Origin of the sequence: Loigolactobacillus rennini DSM 20253, assembly GCF_001436505.1 — a bacterium.
Lineage (GTDB): Bacteria > Bacillota > Bacilli > Lactobacillales > Lactobacillaceae > Loigolactobacillus > Loigolactobacillus rennini.
In genome coordinates this window covers 1-5,487 of the sequence record NZ_AYYI01000046.1, presented here as the reverse complement: position 1 = coordinate 5,487, position 5,487 = coordinate 1, and the positions used below count along the sequence as shown (strand labels likewise).

General features: G+C 33.9%; 4 protein-coding genes. 3 read left to right on the top strand and 1 reads right to left on the bottom strand.

All coding sequences use genetic code 11. The features are described 5' to 3' along the window. The coding region (locus FC24_RS07200; protein WP_057874216.1) for an APC family permease at window positions 1–1,105 on the top strand (1,105 nt) is incomplete at its 5' end. Between the two features lie 148 nt (window positions 1,106–1,253). Here the strand turns inward: FC24_RS07200 and FC24_RS07195 are convergent. Then, window positions 1,254–2,057 carry an AraC family transcriptional regulator gene (locus tag FC24_RS07195; RefSeq protein WP_057874215.1) on the bottom strand — a complete coding sequence of 268 codons (804 nt, stop codon included), beginning with the start codon at window positions 2,055–2,057 and terminating at the stop codon, window positions 1,254–1,256. A 181-nt stretch (window positions 2,058–2,238) separates the two neighbouring features. On the opposite strand from FC24_RS07195, the gene FC24_RS07190 reads away from it, so the two are divergent. Continuing rightward, window positions 2,239–3,909 (top strand): glycoside hydrolase family 43 protein, encoded by a 1,671-nt coding sequence (locus FC24_RS07190; RefSeq protein WP_057874214.1) that lies wholly within the window; start codon window positions 2,239–2,241, stop codon window positions 3,907–3,909. Window positions 3,910–3,927: 18 nt separating this feature from the next. Beyond that, entirely contained in the window at window positions 3,928–5,166 is a 1,239-nt protein-coding gene (locus FC24_RS07185) for an MFS transporter (RefSeq protein WP_057874213.1), read from the top strand. Window positions 5,167–5,487: the final 321 nt, after the last annotated feature.

Sequence of the window (5,487 nt, the reverse complement as noted above, 5' to 3'; positions counted from 1 at the left end):
ACCTTTATGGGTTTTTCTGTCCATTAATATGTTCAACTTAAATTTTACAATCTACCGTTTACTAATTTTCTTGTTTTTTGTTTGGTTAGCGACTAAAGGTGTTGCAACTCTGAGCAACATTGGGAGTATTGCTGGTGTTGCTATGTTTGTGATGTCACTTTTATTTATTATCTTGGGGATTAGCGTTCCATTTCTCACTCATGTCCAAATTGCAACGCCAGATATGAATAATATTCATACATACATACCAAAATTTGATTTTCAATATTTCACCACAATTTCGATGTTAGTGTTTGCAGTGGGTGGCTGTGAAAAGATTTCACCATACGTTAACAAAACCAAAAATGCTTCGAAAGAATTTCCGTTAGGCATGATTATTTTGGCTGTCATGGTGGCGATCTCTGCCGTATTAGGCTCGTTTGCTATTGGGATGATTGTCAATTCCAATCACATTCCAGCTGATTTAATGGCTAATGGAGCCTATGAAGCCTTTCAATTTATGGGGACTCGTTTTCATTTAGGAAACCTGTTTGTCTGGGCTTTTGCAATTACTAACACCATTGCTTCAGCTGCCGCTTTAGCAATTTCGATTGATGCGCCGCTGCGGATGTTGTTGGACGATGCGGATAAGAAATATATTCCAACCTTTCTATCCCGTAAAAACAAAAAAGGAATCGCAATTAACGGCTATAAAATGACGGCGATTTTGGTCTCCATTTTAATTATCGTACCAGCACTGGGTATTAATGGCATGAATGATCTGTATAATTGGTTATTAAACTTAAATTCCATTGTGATGCCAATGCGTTATTTGTGGGTATTCTTTGCTTACATGTTGCTAGCAAAACAATTCAATAAGTTCCATTCTGATTATATGTTTACTCATAATAAATATGTTGGATTTGGATTTGGTTTATGGACATTCCTGTTCACTGCATTTGCTTGTATTTTAGGAATGGTACCAAAAATGAATATGGCACAAGATCCTGGTTCTTGGTGGTTCCAATTGATTTTGAATATTTTGACGCCAATTATCTTTATCTTATTAGGTTTGATCTTACCTGCCATCGCTAAACGGACAAACAAGTTGGATGAAACGGTGTGATGAGAATTAGTTGACCGCTAGATAACAAAAAATAATTTCTTTTTGAATATTATCGTAAGGATAGCGAACAATTATTTTTAAATTGTTCGCTATTTTATATAGGAATAATAATGACAGTAAATGGATGGATAATTGTATTAAAGCAATTTTATTTATTATGAAAGTCATTACGTATCTGGCTAGGCAATTTATTATAAATATTCTTAAATGTTTTTCTCGTGGTTTTAGCATTATTTAAACCATGTTTAATCATTAGTTCACTAATCGGTTTATCAGTTTTAATGAGGTCTTGGTAAAAAGCATTTATTCGTATTTTATAAATGTAATCAGTAATAGTTAAACCGATTTGTTGCTTAAAGAGTCTTGATAAATAATTAGGATTGTAATTAATTTTCTGGGCTAAATATTGAACAGACAATGGTTTAGCATAATTTAGGTTTATGAAGGCAATTAGTTCTTTAAGATTGCTAGTGTTTATTGCCTGTTTAGTTGTTTTGGAAGTAGAAAAATCTGTTATTAAAACCTTTAATAAAAATAAAAGAACTGCGCCAAAGTCAAATAAATAGCCAGCATAGTGGCGGTCATTTATTTGGTTTAATTCCAGAAAATAATTAATTATTTTCTGGTAATTAGGAGAATTTTTATCTTGTATTTGAAATTTTAACAATTCAGGGTGTTTATGATAATTCTCTATAAATTTAAGTGGGATTTGTAAGACAAAAGCTGTGTTAGGCGTATTAGTAACATCATGAATAACTCCAGATGAAATAACCATAAATTGCTGGCTTTTACCATTAAAGTTAAATTTTAATTCACCATCTAAAACACAAACAATTTCAATACTTGTATGCCAATGAAATGGAACGTATCCATATTTATCAACATTAGATTTATAAAATCTTACACCAATATCAACGTTGGGAATAACATTTTCGTGATGGTTAACGGTCATAGCCAAAGCTCCTTTGTTAATGTAAGGTGTTAATTCTTACTTAAGGTGGGTTGTTTTTTAACTAGTTTGTTTACAAAACTAACTTATTGTAATACCTCCATGTTACGCTTTATAAGTATTAAAGAACAACCTAGCTACAGGCAAGAAATATGCTAAAAAATTAAGAAAGAGGTAATTTCTAATGGGATTTTATAAAAATCCAATTATTCCTGGAATGGCGCCTGATCCTTCTATTATTCGTGTGGATAATGATTATTATATTGCAACTTCAACTTTTCATTGGACACCCGCAGTACAAATATTTCATTCAACTGATTTAATTAATTGGAGACTTATTTCTCACGCACTTACTCAACATGAAGTAGATCTAAGGGGAACTAATACACCAGCAGGAATATGGGCACCACATTTATCATACGATAAAGAGACAAAACAATATTGGTTAGCGTATTCTCATATGCAAAATATGGCTGGTCGTGAATTTAATTCGGATTCTTATGCAATGTATGCAGACAGTATTACTGGACCTTGGTCAAAACCAATCTATTTAACTTCTATTGGATTTGATCCTGCCATTTTTCATGATGAAAATGGTATTCATTATATTTCTATATTGGAATGGGAGACTCGCACTGGTCATCAAGCGCCTGGGAATATTGTGATTGCTGAAGTTGATCTAGAACATGGTGGTATTAAAGGTAACTGGCACCGGGTAACAAAGGGTTTTACGACGCGTGGTTGCGCAGAAGCGCCGCAGATTTATAAGCATGCTAATTATTATTATCTATTACTTGCTGCAGGAGGAACTGGTTATGCTCATGGAGTTGAAATAGGGCGTTCTAAAAATATTTTTGGCCCGTATGAGCCTAATCCAACTGGAGAACCGATTATTACTTCATCACCTCATCATCTGTTTTCCTTAGGGGATCCAGATTCTGGCCATTTTGAAATGTATAATCCTCATTCAGTGATGCAGAAAGCTGGTCATGGATCACTGGTCGAAACCAGCAACGGAGAGTGGTACATTGCACATTTGATGTCACGACCATTACCAGGCAAAAAATTGAATCCTTTGGGTAGAGAAACATCTTTACAGAAAATGAAGTGGACAGCTGCGGGATGGCTTACAATGGCAGATGGTTCGAATTTAGCTAAATTGGAATTCGAGGGGATGAGCAATAAAAAACATGTTGTTCAAGATTTTGCGCTTAGTGATATTAAAGACAATTTTGATAAAAATAATTATGATTGTCGTTTTATGACGCCTTATCGTGAACAGAAACAAACTTGGACCAATACAATTGAACATCCAGGGTTTTTAAGAATTTATGGAGGTAACTCTTTTTTCTCACAGGTTAACCCAGCTATTATGGCAACTCGTGCAACATCATTAAATTATACTGTACAAACAGCTGTAAGATTTTCACCAAATCATTATTCGCAAACAGCTGGACTTGGTTTATATTATGATTCCAATAATTGGTTTTATGCTCACCTTGGTTTATCTGATAAAGAAGATGTAACCGCTTTAAAGGTATTACAAGCAAAATTGGGTGAGCGTATTGACGATATGTTTATTGAAGTGAAAATTCCTTCTGATTCAGTCGAGCTAAAAATTAATTATCGCTTAGGTATAGCAAAAGTATTCTATCGCTGCATGAATTCACACACTTGGCAGCTGTTAGTAGATGGAATTGATGTTAGTTACCTTTCAGATGAGGGTGTTAATGGTGAGCCAGGAGAAGTCGGTGGTTTTACAGGATTATTTAATTTTATAGGTGCTGTTGATGCTTATCAGCATGAATCATATGCTGATTTTGATTATTACAAAGTAAAGAACCATATGGAATAAATAAGGGGGAGATAAAAAATGTCAAAAACAACGATTTCACTTAAACGATTAATTCCTGGATTGATTATTGGACCAGCAAGTTGGTTAGGTCCTTATATCGTTATGAATAGCTTATTTTTACCTGCCCTGATTCAACATTTAGATGCGCCAAATAAAATTCAATTAGTTGCATTGTTTTCAACTTGCGGCATGATTGTTGCTGCAATTTCTAATATGATAGCGGGTGCATTATCAGATAAAACTAAATCTAAATTTGGTAAGCGCTCTCCTTGGAGTGTTGGTGGGGCATTTGTTTTTATGTTAGCTATGATAGCGGCTTCTTTTTCACCTACAATTCCAATATTGCTTATTACTTGGATGGTTGGACAAGCGGCCTTGAATTTTATTGTTGCACCAATGGTTGCGTGGATAGACTTTGCTCCAGAAGATGGGCGCGGTACAGCTTCTTCTGCATATGGTGGATTAGGTATGGCGTTAGGGAATAATAGATTTAACGTGTTAGGTGCATTATTTTTAAGTCAATTTCGCTTAGGGTTCATTATTTTTGGAATTTTTGCGTTTGTTGGAACCTTAATAGCTGTTTTTATTGTTCATGAACCAAGTAATATAAATGAAAAGATACATCATGAAGAGAAAAATAAGCCAAAATTGACTTTAAATGATTTGAAATCAATTTTTCCAAACTGGAAAGTTGGTAGAGATTATTATTTAGCATTGATGGGAAAAATTTTTCAAGGGGTAGGTAACTTTGCAATAACTGGTTATATTTTATATATCATGACGGATTTCTTACACCGTGGTAGCCAAACACAATCGTCTATCCAACTAATAAACGTTATCATGCTCATATTTGGTATTTTAATGGGATTTATTGCTGGGCCAATCTCAGATAAATTTAAAATCTTGAAATTTCCGGTAGGTTTCTCAACTATTTTTCTAGCAATCGGAGCTATCTCACTGTTTCTGCTTAGAAATGATGCTGGAATTATTATTTATGCCTTTATGGCTGGATTAGGTATGGGAATATGGAATTCACTAGATAATTTACTAAATTTAGAAGTGATCCCTGATCAAAATAGAGTAGCATTTTTCTTAGGTGTCTATAATTTAGGTAATACAATAACTCAAGCAATTGCTCCTGTTATTGCAGCAGCTGTTATCTCATTATTTGGGTTCTCTGCTATCTTCGTTGTTTCGTTTGTATTTTCTTTAACCGGTGGTATTTTGATGTTACTAATTAAGTCAGTGAAGAGATAAATTACTTTTACCCCTTCTCGATCCTCAAAATTGAAAGTGCTGATATACGAATTGCTGCAGCCAGGTATTAATATGAACTAATTAAAGACAGATAATTAATTTAATTTGGAAGAGTCTTAATGGTTCTGTGTTTATTAGTAGCGCATGATCAAGTTTAGATCATACGCTATTATTTTTATTTAACTAGACACATCACCGTTTCTGGTTATTAAAGCAAAGAAGTAATTCAGGCTCTACAATATCTGTTGTTGGTAATCAATTTAACGATTACTGATGGCAGATTTTTTGTATACTTAATTAGGGATAAAAAAACGGACATCC

What these genes read in the sequence shown, in the direction of transcription:
- FC24_RS07195 (WP_057874215.1), bottom strand. Translation starts at nt 2,057, where the DNA reads ATGACCGTTAACCATCACGAAAATGTTATTCCCAACGTTGATATTGGT.
- FC24_RS07190 (WP_057874214.1), top strand. Translation starts at nt 2,239, where the DNA reads ATGGGATTTTATAAAAATCCAATTATTCCTGGAATGGCGCCTGATCCT.
- FC24_RS07185 (WP_057874213.1), top strand. Translation starts at nt 3,928, where the DNA reads ATGTCAAAAACAACGATTTCACTTAAACGATTAATTCCTGGATTGATT.